This window comes from Aeromicrobium sp. (assembly GCF_050700635.1).
In the GTDB taxonomy this organism is placed as follows: Bacteria; Actinomycetota; Actinomycetes; order Propionibacteriales; family Nocardioidaceae; genus Aeromicrobium.
The window spans coordinates 1-18,256 of sequence record NZ_JBOHDT010000153.1; the positions used below are offsets into that span (position 1 = coordinate 1).

18 protein-coding genes and 1 pseudogene are annotated in these 18,256 nt (G+C 70.3%); 13 read left to right on the top strand and 6 right to left on the bottom strand.

Annotated features, from left to right (window positions below; all coding sequences use genetic code 11):
• Positions 1-440: pseudogene (locus tag ACRDPN_RS11635) on the bottom strand (lytic transglycosylase domain-containing protein); the annotation flags it as partial.
• A gap of 164 nt (positions 441-604) precedes the next feature.
• On the opposite strand from ACRDPN_RS11635, the gene hemL reads away from it, so the two are divergent.
• Genes hemL through ACRDPN_RS11670 form a run of 7 tightly spaced genes read left to right on the top strand, consistent with a single transcriptional unit; the run spans position 605 to position 8,488 of the window.
• Positions 605-1,948 carry a glutamate-1-semialdehyde 2,1-aminomutase gene (hemL, locus tag ACRDPN_RS11640; RefSeq protein WP_431447879.1) on the top strand — a complete coding sequence of 448 codons (1,344 nt, stop codon included), beginning with the start codon at positions 605-607 and terminating at the stop codon, positions 1,946-1,948.
• Positions 1,945-2,598, top strand: coding sequence for a histidine phosphatase family protein (locus ACRDPN_RS11645; RefSeq protein WP_431447882.1), 654 nt, complete (start codon positions 1,945-1,947; stop codon positions 2,596-2,598). The genes hemL and ACRDPN_RS11645 overlap by 4 nt, the downstream gene beginning before the upstream one ends.
• The gene (locus ACRDPN_RS11650) at positions 2,595-3,158 is read left to right on the top strand and encodes a TlpA family protein disulfide reductase (RefSeq protein WP_431447885.1); all 564 of its coding nucleotides are present in this window, start codon (positions 2,595-2,597) and stop codon (positions 3,156-3,158) included. The genes ACRDPN_RS11645 and ACRDPN_RS11650 overlap by 4 nt, the downstream gene beginning before the upstream one ends.
• Positions 3,155-3,901, top strand: coding sequence for a cytochrome c biogenesis CcdA family protein (locus ACRDPN_RS11655; RefSeq protein WP_431447888.1), 747 nt, complete (start codon positions 3,155-3,157; stop codon positions 3,899-3,901). The genes ACRDPN_RS11650 and ACRDPN_RS11655 overlap by 4 nt, the downstream gene beginning before the upstream one ends.
• A complete protein-coding gene (gene resB, locus ACRDPN_RS11660) occupies positions 3,898-5,448 on the top strand; it encodes a cytochrome c biogenesis protein ResB (RefSeq protein WP_431447891.1) in 1,551 nt (516 codons plus the stop codon). The genes ACRDPN_RS11655 and resB overlap by 4 nt, the downstream gene beginning before the upstream one ends.
• On the top strand, positions 5,445-6,362 hold the full coding sequence (gene ccsB / locus ACRDPN_RS11665; RefSeq protein WP_431447894.1) for a c-type cytochrome biogenesis protein CcsB: 918 nt from the start codon (positions 5,445-5,447) through the stop codon (positions 6,360-6,362). Before resB ends, ccsB begins: the two co-directional genes overlap by 4 nt.
• Before the next feature lie 8 nt (positions 6,363-6,370).
• The gene (locus ACRDPN_RS11670; protein WP_431447896.1) at positions 6,371-8,488 is read left to right on the top strand and encodes an acyltransferase family protein; all 2,118 of its coding nucleotides are present in this window, start codon (positions 6,371-6,373) and stop codon (positions 8,486-8,488) included.
• Between the two features lie 30 nt (positions 8,489-8,518).
• Here ACRDPN_RS11670 and ACRDPN_RS11675 read toward each other — a convergent pair whose 3' ends face one another.
• Positions 8,519-8,800, bottom strand: coding sequence for a PLDc N-terminal domain-containing protein (locus tag ACRDPN_RS11675; RefSeq protein ID WP_431447899.1), 282 nt, complete (start codon positions 8,798-8,800; stop codon positions 8,519-8,521).
• A 57-nt stretch (positions 8,801-8,857) separates the two neighbouring features.
• Between ACRDPN_RS11675 and ACRDPN_RS11680 the strand changes: the two genes are divergently transcribed.
• Both ACRDPN_RS11680 and ACRDPN_RS11685 read left to right on the top strand, forming a co-directional pair.
• Positions 8,858-9,121, top strand: a complete 264-nt coding sequence (locus ACRDPN_RS11680) for a DUF4229 domain-containing protein (protein WP_431447902.1) — start codon at positions 8,858-8,860, stop codon at positions 9,119-9,121.
• A complete protein-coding gene (locus ACRDPN_RS11685) occupies positions 9,102-10,187 on the top strand; it encodes a PLP-dependent cysteine synthase family protein (RefSeq protein ID WP_431447905.1) in 1,086 nt (361 codons plus the stop codon). The genes ACRDPN_RS11680 and ACRDPN_RS11685 overlap by 20 nt, the downstream gene beginning before the upstream one ends.
• On the opposite strand, the gene ACRDPN_RS11690 is transcribed toward ACRDPN_RS11685, so the two are convergent.
• Positions 10,184-11,068, bottom strand: a complete 885-nt coding sequence (locus ACRDPN_RS11690; protein ID WP_431447907.1) for a 1,4-dihydroxy-2-naphthoate polyprenyltransferase — start codon at positions 11,066-11,068, stop codon at positions 10,184-10,186. The two genes, ACRDPN_RS11685 and ACRDPN_RS11690, sit on opposite strands and share 4 nt — an antisense overlap.
• Positions 11,069-11,140: 72 nt before the next feature.
• Here ACRDPN_RS11690 and ACRDPN_RS11695 point away from each other — a divergent pair, with 72 nt between their 5' ends.
• Together ACRDPN_RS11695 and ACRDPN_RS11700 are read left to right on the top strand one after the other, a co-directional pair.
• Positions 11,141-11,335 (top strand): hypothetical protein, encoded by a 195-nt coding sequence (locus ACRDPN_RS11695; protein WP_431447910.1) that lies wholly within the window; start codon positions 11,141-11,143, stop codon positions 11,333-11,335.
• Positions 11,332-12,414: an AMP-binding protein gene (locus ACRDPN_RS11700; RefSeq protein ID WP_431447913.1), complete on the top strand. Its 1,083-nt coding sequence runs from the start codon at positions 11,332-11,334 to the stop codon at positions 12,412-12,414. Before ACRDPN_RS11695 ends, ACRDPN_RS11700 begins: the two co-directional genes overlap by 4 nt.
• Here the strand turns inward: ACRDPN_RS11700 and ACRDPN_RS11705 are convergent.
• On the bottom strand, positions 12,378-13,031 hold the full coding sequence (locus tag ACRDPN_RS11705) for an SDR family oxidoreductase (protein ID WP_431447916.1): 654 nt from the start codon (positions 13,029-13,031) through the stop codon (positions 12,378-12,380). The two genes, ACRDPN_RS11700 and ACRDPN_RS11705, sit on opposite strands and share 37 nt — an antisense overlap.
• Before the next feature lie 36 nt (positions 13,032-13,067).
• Here ACRDPN_RS11705 and ACRDPN_RS11710 point away from each other — a divergent pair, with 36 nt between their 5' ends.
• On the top strand, positions 13,068-14,021 hold the full coding sequence (locus tag ACRDPN_RS11710; protein WP_431447919.1) for an o-succinylbenzoate synthase: 954 nt from the start codon (positions 13,068-13,070) through the stop codon (positions 14,019-14,021).
• Positions 14,018-15,607, top strand: a complete 1,590-nt coding sequence (gene menD, locus ACRDPN_RS11715) for a 2-succinyl-5-enolpyruvyl-6-hydroxy-3-cyclohexene-1-carboxylate synthase (protein ID WP_431447922.1) — start codon at positions 14,018-14,020, stop codon at positions 15,605-15,607. Before ACRDPN_RS11710 ends, menD begins: the two co-directional genes overlap by 4 nt.
• Before the next feature lie 7 nt (positions 15,608-15,614).
• Here the strand turns inward: menD and ACRDPN_RS11720 are convergent, their stop codons facing one another.
• A complete protein-coding gene (locus ACRDPN_RS11720; RefSeq protein ID WP_431447925.1) occupies positions 15,615-17,696 on the bottom strand; it encodes a PhoX family protein in 2,082 nt (693 codons plus the stop codon).
• A gap of 272 nt (positions 17,697-17,968) precedes the next feature.
• The coding region (locus tag ACRDPN_RS11725) for a hypothetical protein (RefSeq protein WP_431447928.1) at positions 17,969-18,256 on the bottom strand (288 nt) is incomplete at its 5' end.

Sequence of the window (18,256 nt, forward strand, 5' to 3'; positions counted from 1 at the left end):
TTGAGCGGGACGCCGAAGATGCCCGGGGTGGCGAGGCCTTCAGCGCTCAGCGTGTTGCCGCCGCTGCGGCCGTGGTTGGACTCGACCCGGCCGATGGCGGCGACGAGGTTCCAGGGGAGCTTGCAGCTCGCGTCGGCCTTGCCGAGCAGGGTCTCGGCGCGACGGTAGGAGTACAGCGCGGCGGAGGGGATGCCGTTGGTGGAGAGCGTGGAGACGGCGCCGTCGGCACCGGCGCGGGGATCGATGCCGCCCGGCGACTTCTGGACGGTGGCGGGCTGGTCGAAGGGGTTGGCCGGGACGTCCGGAATGACGTCGGCATCGGAGCCGCCAACTGCGCTGGCCAGGCCGGAGTTGGTGAGGGCCGCCCCCCATGCGCCGACGAGAACCGCCATCGGCACCAGTGCGCTTGCCTTCTGCAAGCGCGAGAGCTGTCGGGCCATGTCTCCCTCAGAAAAACGTCTTGATGACCCGTTGCGGGTCATCGAGTAAACCGATGTTACCTAGCGCACCCACACTCCGCCACAGAACGCGAATACAGATGAAATCAACGATTTCCCGCACCCGGGGTTACGGGACCCACGGGGTCACCAGCAACAATGACCAGGTGAATCCCACGCCCCCTGAGCACGAGCAGTCGCAACTGTGGTTCGAACGTGCTCTCACCGTCTCACCGGGTGGGGTCAACTCGCCAGTCCGCGCGTTCCGCGCGGTCGGCGGCACGCCGCGATTCATGGTGGGCGCCGAGGGGGCCTGGCTCACCGACGCCGACGGCGACCGCTACGTCGACCTGATCGGCTCGTGGGGGCCGATGCTGCTCGGCCACGCCCACCCCGAGGTCGTGGCCGCGGTGCAGCAGGCCGCGTCCCGAGGAACTTCCTTCGGCACACCCAGCCCGTCCGAGGTCGAGCTCGCCGAGGAGATCGTGGCCCGCGCCCCCGTCGACCAGCTGAGGCTGGTGTCGTCGGGCACCGAGGCCACGATGTCGGCGATCCGCCTGGCGCGCGGGTTCACCGGCCGCGACATGGTCGTCAAGTTCGCCGGTTGCTACCACGGACACGTCGACGCGCTCCTGGCTCAGGCCGGCTCGGGCGTCGTCACGCTCGGTCTCCCCGAGACGCCGGGAGTCCCGGGCCATGTCACCGCCGACACCGTCGTGCTGCCGTACAACGACCGCGACGCCGTCGAGGCGGCCTTCGCCGAGCTCGGACCGAGGATCGCCTGCGTCATCACCGAGGCAGCGGCCGGCAACATGGGCGTCGTCCCGCCCGAGCCCGGCTTCAACCAGTTCCTGTCCGAGACCTGCCGCAGCCACGGGTCGCTGTTCATCAGCGACGAGGTGATGACCGGCTTCCGCGTCACCCGCAGCGGTCAATGGGGCCTCGACGGAGCGCAGGAGGGATGGCGCCCCGACCTGATGACGTTCGGCAAGGTGATGGGTGGCGGCTTCCCCGCGGCGGCGTTCGGTGGCCGCGCCGACGTCATGGCCCAGCTCGCGCCGAGCGGCCCGGTCTACCAAGCCGGCACGCTGTCGGGGAACCCGGTCGCGACCACGGCCGGCCTCACCACGCTGCGGCTCGCCGACGACGACGTCTACGCACGCGTCGACTCGTGGTCGGCGTCGGCACAGTCGCTGGTGACCGACGCGCTCACCCAGGCCGGTGTGCCACACGTGCTCCAGACAGCCGGAAGCATGTTCAGCGTCTTCTGGGGCGTCACCGACCCGGTCACCGACTTCGCCGGGGCCCAGGCGCAGGAGACGTGGCGCTACCGGGCGTTCTTCCACGCGATGCTCGACGCCGGCGTGTACCTGCCGCCCAGTGCGTACGAGTGCTGGTTCGTCTCGGCGGCCCACGACGACGAGGCACTCTCTAGGATGGCCGCGGCACTGCCGGAGGCCGCGAGCGCGGCCGCCTCGGCATCCGCACCCGACCACGAAGGAACGCGATGAGCACCCGAACCATCGTGCACTTGATGCGACACGGCGAGGTCCACAACCCCGACGGCGTCCTCTACGGCCGTCTGCCCGAGTACTACCTGTCCGATCTGGGGCACGAGATGGCCGAGGCGGCCGCCGACTTCCTCTCGAAGAACGAGATCATCCACCTCGTCGCGTCCCCCCTCGAACGGGCCCAGCAGACCGCCGAGCCGCTGTCGAAGATCCTCGAGGTGGCGATCACCACCGACGAGCGCGTCATCGAGGCCGACAACCTCTTCGAGGGCCGCACGTTCGGCGTCGGTGACGGTGCGCTGAAGCGTCCCGCCAACTGGTGGAAGCTGCGCAACCCGTTCCGTCCGTCGTGGGGCGAGCCCTACGCCCACATCGCCGAGCGGATGCGCGCCGCCGTCACCGACGCGCGCGAGGCGGCCCGGGGCCATGAGGCCGTCATCGTGTCGCACCAGCTGCCGGTGTGGATCGCGCGTCGGTCGTTCGAGGAGAAGTCCTTCGTGCACGACCCCCGCAGGCGCCAGTGCGCCCTGGCCAGCCTCACCAGCCTGACCTTCGACGACGACCACTTCGACGGCTTCACCTACAGCGAGCCCGCCGGCCACCTCATCCCGGACGTGTTGAAGGGCAAGAAATTCGTCGGCGGCGCATGACACCACGTCTCCTGGCCGGCATCCTGCTGCTCGGCGCGCTCGCGGGGTGCGGATCCGTCGGGACGGAGGGCTCGACCGGCGGGTACGTGAGCGGCAACGGATCCATCACCGTCGTCGATCCCGGTGAGCGCAAGAAGGCGCCGGTCCTGTCCGGCGACGACCTCGATGGGCGTCCGTTGTCCACCGCCGACTTCGCCGGCGACACCCTCGTCGTCAACGTGTGGGGCTCGTGGTGCCCGCCGTGCCGCAAGGAGGCGCCTGCCCTCGCGAAGGTGTCGCGCGACTACGCCGACCGCGACGTCACCTTCGTCGGGGTGCTGGTGCGCGACGAGCCGGCCGCCGCGCTGGCGTTCACCCGCAAGCAGGACACGCCGTACCGGAGCATCGCCGACTTCTCCGGCCGCAACCTGCTCGGGTTCTCGAAATCTCTCCCGTCGCAGGCCATCCCCACCACCTGGATCATCGACGACCGCGGCCGGGTGGCCGTGCGCATCATGGACGAGGTGTCGGCCTCGACGCTCGCCGGCCTCATCGACGACGTGAAGAAGAAGTCGTCATGATCTCCGGCGTCTCGGACACGGTGGCGTCGGGCTCGCTGATGCTGGCCATCCCGATCGCGGTCGCGGCCGGACTCATCTCCTTCTTCTCGCCCTGTGTGGTGCCGCTCCTGCCCGGCTACCTCTCCTACGTCACCGGCGTCGGCGTCCAGGATCTGGAGACCGCACGACGTGGACGCCTTGTGCTCGGCTCGTCACTGTTCGTCCTCGGCTTCACCGCGGTGTTCGTGAGCGGCGGCGCGCTGTTCGGCTCGATCGGTCAGGAGCTGTTCGCGTATCACCGCGAGCTGTCGATCGTCACCGGCGTGCTGGTGATCCTGCTCGGCTTCGTGTTCATGGGATTCGTGCCGTTGCTCCAGCGCGAGGTGCGGGTGCATGCCGTTCCGACGGTCGGCTTGGCCATCGCCCCGGTGCTCGGCGTCTTCTTCGGGCTCGGCTGGCTGCCCTGCATCGGCCCCACCCTCGGCGCCGTGCTCACTCTCGCGAACAACGAGGCCACCGCCTCGCGCGGGGCATTCCTGACGTTCGTCTACTGCCTGGGACTCGGCATCCCGTTTGTGCTGGCCGCTCTCGGATTCGCTCGGTTCACGCGCGCGCTCACCTGGTTCCGGCGACACCAGCGCGCCCTGAACATCGCCGGCGGTGTGCTGCTGATCGCGGTCGGCGTCCTGCTCGTCACCGGCTGGTGGACCGACCTGGCGCTCGAGCTGCAGTCGTGGACCGGCGGATTCGAGACACTGCTGTGACCGCCGCACCCGAGCTGAGCCGCCGCGAGACCCTGCGGTGGGCCTGGCGTCAGCTGACGTCCATGCGCACGGCCCTGTTCCTGCTGCTCCTGCTGGCCATCGCCGCCGTCCCCGGCTCCCTCGTGCCACAACGAGGCGTCGACGCTCGTGCCGTCGAGGGCTTCACGCTCGACCACCCGGAGCTCTCGCCCTGGCTGGAACGGCTGGGTGCCTTCTCCGTCTACACGTCACCGTGGTTCAGCGCGGTCTACGTGCTGTTGATGGTCTCGCTGATCGGCTGCATCGTCCCGCGCACGATCGTCTACACGAAGGCCCTTCGTGCGCGGCCGCCGAGGGCGCCCCGCAACTTCGAGCGGATGCCGGCGTCGGCGACGTTCGAGACCACCGCCTCCGTCGACGAGGTGCTGGCGGCGGGCCGACGCACCCTCGGCCGGGCTCGCATCGACGTCGTCGATCACGAGTTGCGCGCGGAGAAGGGGTACCTCCGCGAGACCGGCAACCTGATCTTCCACATCAGCGTCGTCCTTGTGCTGGTGGGCGTCGCAGGTGGGGCTTTGTTCGGATATCGCGGCTCGGCGATCGTCACCGAGGGCCACGGCTTCTCCAACGTCCTGACCCAGTACGACGATTTCGCGTCGGGCGCGCTGTTCGACCCCGACGACCTCCCGCCGTTCTCGATGCAGATCGCGGAGGTGGACGCGAAGTTCCGGCTCTCCGGACCCCAGCGGGGATCACCAAGGCTGTTCGCCGCCCGGGGCGACGTCGCCGCCCGACCGGGAGCAGAGGATGAGCCGTTCGACATTCGGGTGAACCATCCGCTGAAGGTCGACGGCACCTCGGTGTTCCTCGTCGGCCAGGGCTACGCGCCGGTCTTCAGGATCGCCGACGCCAACGGCGACGTCGCCTTCCACGACGCCGTGCCGTTCCTGCCGTCCGACAACACCTACACGTCCACCGGCGTCGTCAAGGTGCCGGACGCCAGGCCGGAGGGCCTCGGTTTCCAGGGTTTCTTCCTGCCCACCGCCGTCTCGACGGGCAAGGAGGAGGCGCCGGTGTCGGTGTTCCCGGCCGCGGCCAACCCGCTCGTCGGGCTGTTCGTCTTCAGCGGTGACCTCGGCGTCGACGACGGCACGCCGCAGTCCGTGTACGTGCTCGACAAGGACAAGCTGACCCAGGAGAAGAACCCCGACGGCACCCCGTTCCGGGTCAGTCTGAGCCCGGGCCAGGTGGCCGACCTTCCGGGCGGCGGCACGATCGAGCTCACCGGCGTGCGGCAGTTCGCGCGCCTGCAGATCAGCTCGTCCCCGCTCGTCGGGCTGCCGCTCGTCGCCATCGTGGTCGGGGTGCTCGGACTGGTGCTGTCGCTGTCCATCAAGCCCCGGCGGACCTGGATCCGGGCCAGGCGCAGGGCCACTGCGGAAGGGCGCTCGCGTACCGTGGTGGAGGTCGCCGTGCTGGACCGCGTGCCTCGTGGCGACCTGCCCGCCGACCTGGACGACTTCCTGCAACGGCTCCGGTCTCAGCTGCCGAACGAGGAGACAGCATGACGCTCGAGGAGTACGCGAAGGTCCTCATCGTGGCCGCGAACTGCATCCTCGCGCTCGCCTTCGTCGTCTACGTCGCGCAATGGGGCTTCGCCCGCAAGGTCGCGGCCGACCGTGAGCTGGTCCCGGTCGGTAGCTCATCCTCCGACGAGGTCGCCGCGGAGCGCTCGGACGTCGCCGGAGGCATCGGGTTCTCGCTCACGGTGCTCAGCTGGCTGGTCCTGCTGGTCGGTGTGGTCGCTCGTGGCATCGCGGCCGAACGCGTGCCGTGGGGCAACATGTACGAGTTCGGCACCGCTGCCATCGTCGTCGCCCTCACGGCGTACATCGCGCTCGTCCGCGTCTGGTCGATCGAGTGGGCCGGACCGATCATCACCGGCTTCGGCACCGTCGTGCTGGGCGCGTCCATGCTCGTCTACGTGCCCGCCGGACCGCTCGTGCCGGCGCTCGACTCGTACTGGCTCGTCATCCACGTGCTCGCCGCCATGGTCTCCGGGGCTGCTTTCCTCGTCGGCGCGGCCGCGTCGGTGCTCTACCTCGTCAAGTCGCGGGCCGAGGCCAACACTGCTGAGGACGAGCGGTCCGGATTCCTGTGGCGCATCCCGTCGTCCGCGGCCATCGACCAGGTGGCATACCGCGTTCATGCCTTCGCGTTCCCGATCTGGACGTTCGCCGCGCTCATCGCCGGCCCGATCTGGGCGCACTACGCGTGGGGTCGCTACTGGGGCTGGGACCCCAAGGAGGTCTGGGCGTTCATCACCTGGGTCGTCTACGCGGGCTACCTGCACGCCCGCGCCACCGCCGGGTGGAAGGGCAAGGCCGCGGCGATCCTTGCGCTGGTCGGTTTCGCGACGTTCGTGTTCAACTTCGTCGGCGTCAACCTCTTCGTGGGCGGCCTGCACTCCTACGCCAAGTGAAAGAACCCATGGTCGACGTCCAGCACCACGACGTTCACGTGGAGTCGTTGAGGCGTTCGACCACCGGGCGCGACGTGCGTCTCGACATCGAGGGACTGCGGGCGATCGCGATCGGCACGGTCCTGGCGTTCCATGCCGGCCTGCCCTGGGTCGGCGGAGGCTTCATCGGGGTCGACGTCTTCTTCGTCCTGTCCGGGTTCCTGATCACCGACCTGCTGGTTCGTGAGGTGACCCAGTCGGGTCGGGTGCGGCTGGGACGGTTCTGGGCGCGGCGGGCCCGTCGCCTGCTTCCGGCGAGCGCCGTCGTGCTGGCGTTCTCGGTGCTGGTGACCTGGATCTGGCTCCCGCTCACCCAGCGTTCGGTCTTCGGCGGCGACATCGTCTCGTCTGCGCTGTACGTGGTGAACTGGCGTCTCGCCGACCGGTCGGTCGACTACCAGGCCGAGGACGTGGTGGCCTCTCCGGTGCAGCACTTCTGGTCTCTGGCGGTCGAGGAGCAGTTCTACGTCATCTGGCCGCTGCTGATCCTTGCCGTCGCCGTGATCTTCGCCAGGCGTCGTGTGCTCGGAGCCCTTCTGGCGTTGACCACGATCACCCTCGTCTCGTTCGCCTACTCGGTTCAGCAGGCCGAGTCCAGCCCGGACACGGCGTTCTTCGTCTCGACCACGCGGATCTGGGAGCTCGGGGTGGGTGCGCTGCTGGCCCTGGCCGCCACGCACGTGGCGCGTGCGCCGCGTGCCCTTCGGGTCGCAGTCGGTTGGGTCGGTCTGGCGGCCATCGTGTGGGCCGCGCTCCAGTTCGAGGCCACGACCTCCTGGCCGGGCTGGCCCGCGCTCCTTCCGGTCCTCGGTGCGGCGGGCGTGATCGCGTCCGGCATCGGTCCCTCGGCGGCAGGTCCGGCCCGTCTGTTGAGCCTGTGGCCGATGGTGTGGGTCGGTGGACTCTCGTACTCGTTGTACTTGTGGCACTGGCCGATCCTGGTCGCCGGTGAGGCCGCGATCGACGACTTCCGCATCCGCCACGGGGTCGCGCTGACGCTGATCGCGTTCGTCCCGGCCTGGCTGAGCCGGCGCTACGTCGAGGACCCGATCCGGTTCGGGCCGCGGTTCCGGCCGACCCGCCGCGCCCTCGGCCTCGGTGCCGCGCTGACCGCCACCGGTGTCGTCATCGGCCTCAGCCTGTCGGCGTCGACCGCCCTGACCGACACCGTGAAGGAGGCCTCCGCGCAGGAGGCCCTGGGTGCCCGGGCCATCGACGACCCGGCCCGCGGAGACTTCGTGTGGAGCAGTCTCGAACAGGTCGATCGGATGGTCCCTCTGCCGGCTGACGCGTCCGAGGACGTCCCCGCCTACACCGAGCGGGACGGGTGCAGGGTGACGTTCGACGAGTCCGAGCCGAAGCTGTGCACGTTCGGCGACGCGACCGCCGATCGTGTGGTCGTGCTGGTCGGCAGCTCCAAGATCGCCCAGTGGCAGGGCGGGTTCGATGCCATCGCCAAGCGCGAGGGCTGGAAGCTCGTCCAGATGTTCAAGTTTGGCTGCGACTTCACCGATGCCATGCTCGTGCGCAAGGACCAGCGGTGGACGCCCTGCCGCGACTGGGGGCGCGCCGCATTGAAGCAGATCCTGCGGCTCGACCCCGGCCTCGTCATCACCACGGCCCAGAAGAAGACGGCCCTGCCGGACGACCGATCGGACCCCACCGACCTCACCCGGCCGGCGATGGTCGACGGCCTCGCGAGCTACTGGGACACGATCACGGACGCGGGGATCCCGATGGCCACCCTGCTCGACAACCCTGAACCGTCACCGGCGGTCAGCCCCGTGTACGAGTGCGTCGCCCAGAACCAGGACGATCTGCGCCGTTGCGTCTTCGACCGGGGGAAGGGATTCGTCAAGTCGGGCGGACCGACCCAGCTGGCGGCCGCCGAGAAGGTTCCCGCCGTCGAGGTCATGGACATGGCCGACGTCATCTGCCCCGACGGCCCGCGTTGTGCCCCCGTCATCGGCAACGTCCTGGTCTACCGCCAGGGCACCCACATCACGAACACCTTCGTCCTCAGCGCCCAGAAACAACTCGCCGCCGCCCTGTCCAATGCCACCGACGGCCGGTTCGGCTCCGGCTAGCTCCAGATTCAAATCTCGTGGTCCGCCGGGCTAGAGGCCGCGGAGGAAGTCGGGGTCGTCGTCGGGGCCCTTGGCCGGGGGGCGGCCGCCGGGCCAGCCGTACCGGCCGCCGGGCGGAGGGGGCGGTTTCGGGCGGTCGCGGCGCTGGCCGAAGAGCACCCAGAGCAGGGGGCCGACGACCGGCACCAGGACGAGCACGAACCACAGCCACTTCGGCAGGAAGCGGACGCGGTCGGCGGGGGTGGCGAGCAGGTCGAAGAACGCGTAGACGAGCAGCACCACGATGACGATGACGATGAGTGCCTTGCCCATGCACCAACGTTACCGGCGCGAGTCAATGCGGTGGCGTGGTCCACGTAGGCTGCTCCCATGAAGGCGTTCTGGCTCTACACGCTCGCCCGGCTGGTCGTGCTCGCGGTGTCGTACCTGGCGGTCTGGGCGGTCGCCGCCATCTGGTTCGACCCCGCGTTCGGCAACCTGTTCGTGCTGCTGATCGCCCTCGTGATCTCGGCGTTCATCTCGTACTTCGCTCTCGCCCGGCTGCGCGACGACGTCGCCAGGCACCTCAGCGATCGGGCCGGGCGGATGAACCAGCGCATCGAGGAGTCGCGTCGTGCCGAAGACGTCGACTGACGACCGCGACTGGATCTCCGAGGCGATCCGCAAGGTCGACGCCGACGCGAACCGCAGCGCCGACACCCATCTCCACCCGTTCCCGCTGGCCGTCGACGGCATCGACCTCTACCTCAAGGACGAGTCCGTCCACCCCACCGGCAGCCTCAAGCACCGGCTCGCGCGATCGCTGTTCCTGTACGCGTTGTGCAACGGCTGGGTCGGCCGCGACACCACGATCATCGAGGCGTCGAGCGGGTCGACGGCGGTCAGCGAGGCCTATTTCGCACGGTTGATCGGGCTCCCGTTCGTCGCGGTGATGCCGGCGTCGACCAGCCTCGAGAAGCTCGCGCTCATCGAGTTCCACGGCGGGTGGTGTCACCTGGTCGAAGACCCGGGCACGGTCTACGACGAGGCCCGCCGGCTCGCCTCTGAGTACGGCGGCCACTACATGGACCAGTTCACGTACGCCGAGCGGGCCACCGACTGGCGGGGCAACAACAACATCGCCGAGTCCATCTACGAGCAAATGCGCGCGGAGCGCCACCCCGTCCCGGCCTGGATCGTCGTCGGCGCCGGCACCGGAGGCACGTCCGCCACCATCGGCCGGTTCGTTCGCTACCGCCGCCACGACACCAGGGTGGGAGTGGCCGACCCGGAGGGCTCGGCGTTCCTCGACGGCTGGTTGGCGGACCGCGCCGACGTCACCACCACCACACCGTCGCGAATCGAGGGCATCGGACGGATGCGGGTGGAGCCGTCGTTCGTCGGTGGCGTCATCGACGACATGGTGCGCGTGCCCGACGCCGCGTCCATCGCCACCATGCGCTGGGTGTCGCGGGTCCTGAACCGGCCGGTCGGCGGTTCGACCGGCACCAACGTGTGGGCGTCACTTGGCGTGATCGAGAAGATGCGGCAGGCGGGCGAGACCGGCAGCGTCGTCACGTTGCTGTGCGACGGCGGCGAGAGGTACTCGCGCACCTACTACGACGACTCATGGCTGGTCGAGCAGGACATCGACATCGCGCCGTACTCCGCCGCGTTGGACGACCTGGAGAAAACCGGCGTCCTCCCCGACGTCGACTAACCCAGCGCCAGACCGAGCGCCAGACCGGCCGCGAGCACCAGCTCGGCGAGTCCGGTGTCGCGCAGGACCGGGATGAGTGCCGGACCAGACGCTCCCGACAGGACCACGCGCGCCGGACGCACCACCAGCGGCAGACCGAGGAGTCCGAGCAGCGCCCACAGCGTCGCGAACGAGCATGCGACGACCGCCCCGACCGCGACGACCGCGAGCAGGACGTAGAGCGAGCGCGACCGGGAGTCGCCCAGCACGACTGCGAGCGTCCGCTTGCCGGCCACCGTGTCGGTGCGGATGTCGCGCAGGTTGTTGGCCACCAGGATGGCGCAGGCCAGCGCACCCACGCCCACCCCCGCGACGACGCTCGGCCAGGTGATGCGCTCGAGCTGGACGAACGTCGTGCCGACCACGGCAACCAGACCGAAGAAGACGAAGACGCTGACTTCGCCGAGCGCGCGGTAGCCGTACGGGCTCGACCCGCCGGTGTAGGTCCAGGCTGCACCGATCGCCGCCGCACCGACGAGGAGGAGCCACCAGGTGGTCGTGGCGGCCAGCACCAGGCCGAGCACGGCCCCGAGCCCGAGGAAGCCGAAGGCCGCCAGCTTGACCGACCGCGCAGATGCGAGACCGGAGCCGACCAGCCGGAGAGGTCCGACGCGATCGTCGTCCGTGCCACGGATGCCGTCGGAGTAGTCGTTCGCGTAGTTGACGCCGATCTGCAGGGACAGCGAGACGCCGAGCGCCAGCAGTGCCTTCCACCAGACGAACCCGTCGGCAAGGGCGGCCGCACCGGTGCCGGCCAGCACGGGCGCGACGGCGGCAGGAAGCGTGCGGGGACGCGCTCCTTCGATCCACGCGGAACGGCCGGCGCGGGCAGGAGCGGTCACGGCGGCCAGTCTGCCAGCGAGATCCCCCGGCGCGCCGTCGCGGGTACCTGGCCATGGACGTATGTTGTCGCCATGGAGCAGCCTCCCTTCCCCGTCGCCCTCGTCGTGCTGGTGGTGCTCTTCGGCTCCCTGGCCCTGTGGAGCGACGTGCTGTGGATCAAGGTGATCGCCGGGCTCGGCACATTCTTCGTGGCTGCCGCGGCCGTGTTCCAGTCGCTGCCCAAGCGCAGCCCGCAGGATCCGATCGACGACGAGCCGCCGGAATGACCGCCTCGCTGCGTCCGGTCAGCAGTTCTGCGCGTGAGGTGCTGGAACTTCTCGAGCCGTGGGTGAGATTCGGCGGCGACCCGATCATCGTGCGCACGTCGGGCAGCACTGGTGAGCCGAAGGACGTCGTGCTCTCGCGCGCGGCGGTGCTCGCGTCGGCGCGAGCCACCCAGGAACGGCTGGGAGGCCCCGGTCACTGGTTGCTCGATCTTCCGGTCACCGGCGTGGCCGGCCTCCAGGTCCTCGTGCGCTCGGTGCTGGCGGGCACCGATCCGGTCGTCGTCTCCGAGCATGACGATCTGGAGTCGGCCGTCGCCGAGCTCGTCGGTTCGCGCCAGTACGCGTCCCTCGTCCCCACCCAGCTGCACCGGCTCGACGCCGAAGGGCGCCTCGACCTGCTGTCCGGCCTCGACGCGCTGCTGGTCGGCGGCGCCTCCGCCGACCCTGCGCTGCTCGATCGCGCCCGCGCCGCCGGCATCAACGTGGTGCGCACCTACGGCATGACGGAGACCTGCGGGGGATGTGTCTACGACGGGCTCCCGCTCGACGGCGTGCAGATGCGCGTCGACGACGACGGCCAGGTGCTGCTGGCCGGGCCGGTGCTGTTCGACGGACATGTCGACCAGCCGCGCGAGGGCGAGTGGTTGGCCACCGGTGACCGCGGGGAGATCGACGACGACGGCCGGCTGCACGTCCTGGGCCGGTTCGACGACGTCATCGTCAGCGGCGGCGTGAATGTTCCGCTCCCGGCGGTGGAGCGCGCCCTACGCCGGGTCGAGGCGGTCGGCGACGTGGCTGTCGTCGGGGTCGACGATCGCGAGTGGGGTGCGCGCGTGGTGGCTGCCGTCGTCCCGGTCGACGCGGTGTGTCTCGACGGACTTCGTCTCGACGAGCTGCGCGACGCCGTCACCGAGCGCGGTCTGCCGCGCACCTGGGCGCCGCGCCAGGTGCTGTTGTTCGACCAGCTGCCGTCCCTGTCCGGGGGCAAGGTCGACCGGGACCGGTTGCGCCAAGTCGCCGTGTCGTCGTCGCCCCCCGCCGGTCAGGCGGAGGCTACGGCTTCCTCGACCGGAGTCTGACCGCCCACCACGTCCCACTGACGACCGATCGAGGTCGGTTGGTCGAGGACGGCGACCACGACGGCCGCGACGTCGGCGCGCGGGATCTCGCCGCGTTCGACCGTGTCGCCGAGCGTCACCTGGCCGGTTCCGCCATCGTCGGTGAGGCGCCCCGGCCGCAGGATCGTCCAGTCGAGCCCGCTGCCTCGCAGCGCCGCGTCGGCTTCGCGCTTGGCCTCGACGTATGCCTTCCAGACGGGCGCGGCGTCGTCGGGGACAGGCTTGTCCACATTGATGGCCGAGATCTGGACGAACCGGGAGATGCCGGCCTGTTTGGCGGCCTCGATCGAGGTCAGCGACCCGCCGAGATCGACGGTGCGTTTGCGCTCGATATTGCCGTCCGGCCCGCCGCCGGCAGCGAAGACCACCGCGTCGCACTCCGCGAATGCCGCGGCGTAGTGCTCGACTGCGTCCTGCTCGATGTCGAGCAGCCGCACCTGGGCGCCGAGCTGCTTGAGGTCATGCGCGTAGGCCGGGTTCCGAACCAGGGCCACCGGCAGGTGACCGTCCGCGACGAGCTGGGTGATGACGTGCCGGGCGACCTGTCCGTTGCCGCCCACGATGGCGATGTGACTCATGGCGCCACCGTACGTCGGGCCCACTAGGGTGCAACCGTGCAGTTCAGGACGTTCGCGATCGCGATGCCGACGCGGTTCAGGGGCATCGAGCGGCGCGAGGGCATGGTGCTGCGAGGCGAGGCCGGGTGGGCGGAGTTCAGCCCGTTCCTCGGCTACGACGACACCGCGTGTGTCCCCTGGCTCGCGGCCGCTCTCGACTCCGCCGAACGTCCGTGGCCGGAGCCCGTCAGAGACAGCATCCCGGTCAACTGCATCGTGCCGGCGGTCGGCCCCGAGCACGCCGCCGACATCGTGCGCCGGTCCGGTTGCGCCACCGCCAAGATCAAGGTGGCCGAGCGCGGCCAGGTGCTCGCCGACGACATGCTTCGCGTCGAGGCCGTTCGTGACGTGCTCGGCCGGTCCGGCCGCGTCCGGATCGACGCCAACGGCGCGTGGTCGGTCGACGACGCCCGCCTGGCGATCAGCACGCTCGACGCCGCCGGTGACCTCGAGTACGTCGAGCAACCATGCGCCACGGTCGAGGAGCTGGCCGAGCTGAGGCGGGCGATCGATGTCCCGATCGCGGCTGACGAGTCCATTCGTCGCGCTGACGACCCGTTGCGCGTCGCGCGTCTGGAGGCCGCCGACATCGCCGTGCTCAAGGTTCAGCCCCTGGGCGGCGTCCACGCCTGCCTCGAGATCGCCGAGCGGATCGGCCTGCCCATCGTGGTCTCCGGCGCGGTCGAGTCGTCGGTCGGGCTTGCTGCCGGGCTCGCCCTGGCGGCGGCTCTTCCGGAGCTGCCGTACGCCTGTGGTCTGGGCTCCAACTCCCTGCTCGACGGCGACGTCGTCACGACGCCCCTCGTCCCCGTCGACGGGCACCTCCCGGTCGGCCGGGTCGAGGTCGACGAGGATGCCTTCGAGTCGGTGGCCGCCGATGCCGAGACGGATGCGCGGTGGCAGTCCCGGCTCGCCTCTGTCCGCGCGCAGCGGGAGCGTGTCGCGCGGTGAGCGCCACCGCTGCGTGCCGCGCGCTGGTCGAGAACCTCCTCGACGCCGGTGTGCGCGAGGCCGTGATCGCTCCCGGCTCCCGCTCGGGGCCGCTGGCGATCGCGCTGGCCGACGCCGACCGCTCCGGTGCACTGCGGCTGCACGTGCGGGTCGACGAGCGCACGGCCGGCTTCCTCGCCCTTGGGCTCGCGAAGGCGTCGCGATCGTGGGTTCCGGTCGTCACGACGTCCGGCACCGCCTCGGCGAACCTGCACCCGGCGCTGCTCGAGGCTCGGCACGCCCGAGTGCGGTTGCTGGCCGTCACGGCTGACCGTCCGGCCCGGCTGCGCGGCACCGGCGCCAACCAGACCACCGACCAGGTCGAGCTCTTCTCCGGCATCTCGTTCGGCGACGACCCGCCCGGTGTCGCCGCGCTGCTCACCACGGCGGACGGCCCGGCTCACCTGAACCTCGAGCTCGACGAGCCACTCGTCGAGGCCGGCGCATGGGCGCCGTCCGCGCGCCCCACCGAACCTCGGGGTGGGCCCAGCGTCCCTCTTGACGGCCCCGAGCTGGAGATGCGACCGCACGCCGTCGTGGTGGCCGGCGACGACTGCGGCCCGCGAGCCCGGGTGTTCGCCGAGCAGGCCGGACTGCCCCTGCTGGCCGAGCCGAGCTCGGGCGCACGCACCGGCGACCACGCCTTGATCACCTACCGCCTGCTGCTGGAGCACGCGCCGATCGCGGACCAGATCGACCAGGTCGTCGTCTTCGGGCACTCCACGCTCTCGCGACAGGTCACCAGCCTGCTGGCCCGAACCGATGTCGATGTCGTCGTGCCGGCTCGGGACCTGCGCCGGTTCCCACTCCCGCCCGGCCACGCCCGGCTGGTCGATCCCCACGTCGTGCCGTCCACTGTTGCCGCTCCGACCTGGCTCGATGCCTGGCGAACGGCCGACGCGATGGCTTCTGCGGCGGTCGACGTCGAGTCTGCCCGTCATCCGGCCGGCGCTGCTCTGGAGGTCGCTCGGGCTGTCCACGACGCCGTTCCCCCGGAGGGTCTGCTGGTGGTCGGCTCGTCGAACCCGATCCGCGACCTCGATGTCGTCGCGCGGCCGTACACGGTGGGGGAGCGACGGCTCGTGCTCTCGAACCGCGGGCTCTCCGGCATCGACGGGACGTTGTCGACCGCGATCGGCGCCGCGCTCGCCCGCACGTCCAGCCGCGCCATCGCCTACGTCGGCGACCTCACGTTCCTGCACGACGCCAACGCGCTGATGATCGGGCCCGGCGAACCACGCCCCGACCTGACGATCGTCGTCGCGTCCGACGACGGTGGCAGCATCTTCGCCACGCTCGAGCAGGGCGGCCCCGAGTTCGCCGACGTCTTCGAGCGCGTCTACGCCACGCCGACGCGCGCCGACATCGGCGGGGTGTGCGCGGCCTTCGGCGTGCCCCATCGCCTGCTCTCGGCCACCGATCTCCCGGCCGCCCTCGACGAAGTCGTCACCGGCATCCGCGTCCTCGAGGTCCCGATCCCGCGCGACTCCCGCCGCGACCTCGCAGCGGTGATCTCGGCAGCCGTCCGCGTCGCTGCCGGGCCCTGAGCCCGGCTCAGCGACCGATGCCGCGGCCGTCGCGTCGCCACACCGCGACCACCGACGGACGCGGGATCTTGCCCGGACCGTCGGGCCAGGTGGACGCCGGATTCGTGGCGGTGGCGCCGTCCTTCTCGCCCGGATGCTGGACGCAGACCAGCACTCGATCGCGCTCGATCACCGGTCCGCAGGTCTCCGCACCGACCGGAACCGTGAGGAACTGGCGTGTCCTCCCGCGCTCCGGGCCCTCGACGGCCAGGCCGAACAGGCCGTCGTGCGAGCCGAGGGCGTTGCCGTCCGTGGAGATCCAGAGATTCCCGTGCGGGTCGAAGGCCAGGTTGTCCGGACACGAGATCGGGGAGACGTCCGTGCGCGGGTAACCCCCGAAGTAGGTGCTCGGGTCGGCCGGGTCACCGCACAGGAGCAGGATGTTCCAGCTGAACCGCGTCGACGCAGCATCGTTGTCGCGCTCGACCAGCTCGATGACGTGACCATGCTTGTTGGCCTTGCGGGGGTTGGCCTCGTCGGGTGCCGCCGCGCCCGCCGCGCCGCGGTTGCTGTTGTTGGTCAGGGCGATGTAGACCGTGCCCGTGCGGGGGCTTGGCTCCACGTCCTCGGGGCGGTCCATCTTGGTGGGGTTGACCGTGTCGGCGGCCAGCCTGGTGAAGACGAGGACCTCCTCGGCGCTCATCCCGGGCACGAACGACTCCGCACCGCTCACCAGCGGGATCCACTCACCGCTGCCGTCGAACTGGTCGTCCGAAGGCAGCTTCCCGCTGCCGTCGATCTCGGCGGGAGGCGAGTCGCCGGTGAACCGGGCGACGTAGAGCGTGCCGTCGTCCAGCAGACCGGCGTTGTTCTTGCGGTCGGCCGCGGAGTCGCCACTACGGAACCGGCCCGACGACACGAACTTGTAGAAGTAGTCGAATCGCTCGTCGTCGCCCATGTAGACCGCGACGTGTCCGTCGTCGGTGATGCGCGGTTGGGCCGCCTCGTGCTTGAACCGGCCGAGGGCCGTGCGCTTGCGCGGCGTCGAGTCGGGGTCGTACGGATCGATCTCGACGATCCAGCCGAACCGGTTGGCCTCGTTCGGCTCCTTGGCGATGTCGAACCGGTCGTCGAACTTCTCCCAGCCGCGCTCGGTGCCGGCTCCGCTGATGCCGTACCGGGACAGCCTGCGAGCTGCGACCGGGTCTGTGACGGTGGCGGCGTTGGCGAAGTACTGGTTGAAGTTCTCCTCGGCCGTCAGCCATGTGCCCCACGGCGTCAGACCGCCCGCACAGTTGTTGAGGGTGCCCAGGACGGTGCGGCCGTGGGGTTCCGCCGCCGTCCTGACCAGGGGGTGCCCGGCGACCGGACCAGTGAGCTCGAACTCGCTCGTCGTGTGCAGACGACGATTGAGCCGGTGTCCGACGATTGGCCGGAGCGCTCCGTTGCGGATGTTCTCGCGGACGGCCACCACGCTCAGACCATGAGCCGCCCACGCGGTCTCGACCTGGTCGCGGGTGGGATTGGCCGGGTCGTAGCCGGGAAACATCAGGGTCTCGCTGGTGTACTCGTGGTTGACCACCATGACCAGTGCGCTGTCCGACAGCGGCATCAGCCCGAGGAAGTCGTTGTTGTACCCGAACTGGCTCTGCTGTCGTCGCGCCGACTGACGGTTCACGTCGAAGTCGGGCACGCCCTTGAAGAGCGGGTCGCCCCAGCGGATCACGACTCTCTGGTCGTGCCCGGCCGGCACCGAGACGGCGTCGACGGTGTTGGGCGGAACCGGCGTGAATCGCAGCCCGCGAGCAGGCTCCTGTGATGCGAGGGCCGCGGCGCCTGTCGCCCTGGCGGCAGCCGGAGATCCCGCCAGGCCGGTCGTGGCAACCGCTCCCAGCACGGCCCCGGCGCGGAGCAGACCGCGGCGTGAGATTGCCGCCTGCATCACGTCGGCGAAGGTCTCATTGGTCGACGTGTTCGGGGCTTCGTGGGCGCAGGCGTCGCCGCACCGGTACCGGCACGTCAGGGCAGCCCGGCCCGTGGAGCACGGTGCCGCCGTGGGCGGCACTGAATTGATGAGTGGCAGCTGGGGGCGGTCCGAAGCGATGGTCACCGGGTTCTCCTCGCGGTCATCAGAGCGAGGTGCGACCCCCCGCCTCGCGTGACGCTAGGAAGGCCGGACATCCGTTGGGAGACGGCCGGGTGAACAGAAACCGACATCATCTGCGGAAGCACACGGTCTGGTCGGAGAACGCGTCCTAGGATTTCGAGCAGACAGTTGTCCGACGTGGGAGGGCTCGCCATGAATCGAGACGCGGGCGCACTGACGGGCGTCGCATTCGCCGTCCTGGCCCGCACGTCGACGTCCGAGATGTCGGTCCCGGTCTAACCGCCAGGATTCTCGAGCTCCTCGACGGCATGTTGTGCGCGCTCGACCGCCAGGCGCGCCTGGTGCCGTCGTGACCTGGCCTCGTCGAGAGCCTCTTCGGCGTCGTCGAGCCGCTGCTCGGCTCGGTCGAGGGCTGTACGTGCCTTGGTCAGGGCGCGCCGGTCGATCCTCGTGGCGGGCTCGTCGGTCTTTGGTGCCTTCCGGCCACCGCGTTTGCCGGTCTGCTCCCGGACGACGTGCAGAGGAGTCGCGACCGCGTCGGTCAGGTCGACCTCGCCGAAGCC

Coding starts and splice junctions, on each gene's coding strand:
- ACRDPN_RS11645 (WP_431447882.1), top strand. CDS start 1,945: ATGAGCACCCGAACCATCGTGCACTTGATGCGACACGGCGAGGTCCAC.
- ACRDPN_RS11650 (WP_431447885.1), top strand. CDS start 2,595: ATGACACCACGTCTCCTGGCCGGCATCCTGCTGCTCGGCGCGCTCGCG.
- ACRDPN_RS11655 (WP_431447888.1), top strand. CDS start 3,155: ATGATCTCCGGCGTCTCGGACACGGTGGCGTCGGGCTCGCTGATGCTG.
- ccsB (WP_431447894.1), top strand. CDS start 5,445: ATGACGCTCGAGGAGTACGCGAAGGTCCTCATCGTGGCCGCGAACTGC.
- ACRDPN_RS11670 (WP_431447896.1), top strand. CDS start 6,371: ATGGTCGACGTCCAGCACCACGACGTTCACGTGGAGTCGTTGAGGCGT.
- ACRDPN_RS11675 (WP_431447899.1), bottom strand. CDS start 8,800: ATGGGCAAGGCACTCATCGTCATCGTCATCGTGGTGCTGCTCGTCTAC.
- ACRDPN_RS11680 (WP_431447902.1), top strand. CDS start 8,858: ATGAAGGCGTTCTGGCTCTACACGCTCGCCCGGCTGGTCGTGCTCGCG.
- ACRDPN_RS11695 (WP_431447910.1), top strand. CDS start 11,141: ATGGAGCAGCCTCCCTTCCCCGTCGCCCTCGTCGTGCTGGTGGTGCTC.
- ACRDPN_RS11700 (WP_431447913.1), top strand. CDS start 11,332: ATGACCGCCTCGCTGCGTCCGGTCAGCAGTTCTGCGCGTGAGGTGCTG.
- ACRDPN_RS11705 (WP_431447916.1), bottom strand. CDS start 13,031: ATGAGTCACATCGCCATCGTGGGCGGCAACGGACAGGTCGCCCGGCAC.